Below are 1,250 nucleotides of genomic sequence, written 5' to 3' on the forward strand. Positions count from 1 at the left end.
GAAGGGCAGCAACTGAGATCATCACCTAACGCGGTGAGATCAAACATGTTGTTAGTATCTCTCTTTACGATGTCAATCACGTCCATCCGAAGGATGTCACGCAAACGTCCAGATTGGACGAGCAAAAGCGCCGTAGCGCTCTTGCTGATCTAATCTATCAGCAGTTTTCGAACCACTTTGGGAGGGTCGTCCGAAACGGGAACTTTACCGATCTGGCACGCAGCACGTTAAGCTTCTCATCTCGAACCGGATCGCGCTTGATCCGCCGATAGGCGCGTCGCTCTGCCAAGGGCCAATCCAGCTCAGTCAACTCGCGAAAAGCGGCGTAAAAGCGGGAGGCGTCTTGATCTGCCTGCGCCCAAGCTTTACCGGGAAGACCTTTGCCACCAGCGTTGCCAATTAGCGTCCGATGCTGGTTTGCATCGATTAGCGCAGCGCTGTTCGCGTATTTGAGATGAACCAAGTAAACACCTTTGGGAAAGGTGAACGACGTGTCATCCAAACGCTCAGGGGCAGTTTGAATGCCGTGGCGCACCAAATGGGTTCCACGCCGAACCGCCCAAGCCTTGCTGTAATGCCCGGAAAAATGCGCCTCGCGCCTGTAGTGCAGGACGTTAGCCTCCGCTGTTAGCGTAGGATCGCTCTCTATTTCAGCGAGGTTCATTCCCAAAGCAAAGAGTGCAGACGCTCTCTTGCGCGAGGCGAACAAGTCGCTGAAATTTGCGTAACGTTCCGGGTCGAAACAAATCAGTTCATCCGCATCCGTGCGGATAACCCAGTCGTATAGCGCACCCAATCCGTCCTGAAAGCCGTTCAGCAGGTGTGCACGAAGCCGATCGAAACCAGTCAGGTCACCCCGCGGCACCGTGATCACACTCGCCCGTGGGCAAAGCTCAGAAACCTTCGGATCATTGCCGTGGGACACGATGTAAAGATGTTCCGAACCTAGGTGCCGTGAGTAATGCGCGTACCATTGTGATAACGCCCAATAATCACGGTAAACCATTGTGATTGCACAAATCTTCATACCTTCTTTTAATCCGGACGGATCAAAGGCGGCAAGAGAATTCATGGTGGAGCCTAGGAGGATCGAACTCCTGACCTCCTGAATGCAAATCAGGCGCTCTCCCAGCTGAGCTAAGGCCCCAAAGGGATCTGCAACTGCAGAAGCGATGGTGGGTCGAGGAGGACTTGAACCTCCGACCTCACGCTTATCAGGCGTGCGCTCTAACCACCTGAGCTACCGACCC

The 1,250-nt window shown here is 54.1% G+C and carries 1 protein-coding gene and 2 tRNA genes; all 3 read right to left on the bottom strand.

Translation table 11 applies throughout. The annotated features are described in order from the left end of the window. Positions 1–157 precede the first annotated feature (157 nt). Positions 158–1,072 (bottom strand): glycosyltransferase family 2 protein, encoded by a 915-nt coding sequence (locus ACGYLI_RS18105; protein ID WP_394420179.1) that lies wholly within the window; start codon positions 1,070–1,072, stop codon positions 158–160. Beyond that, positions 1,072–1,147, bottom strand: a tRNA-Ala gene (locus tag ACGYLI_RS18110). The genes ACGYLI_RS18105 and ACGYLI_RS18110 overlap by 1 nt, the downstream gene beginning before the upstream one ends. A gap of 26 nt (positions 1,148–1,173) precedes the next feature. After that, positions 1,174–1,250, bottom strand: a tRNA-Ile gene (locus ACGYLI_RS18115).

The sequence above is a fragment of the Sulfitobacter sp. 1A13421 genome (genome assembly GCF_043557285.1).
Lineage (GTDB): Bacteria > Pseudomonadota > Alphaproteobacteria > Rhodobacterales > Rhodobacteraceae > Sulfitobacter > Sulfitobacter faviae.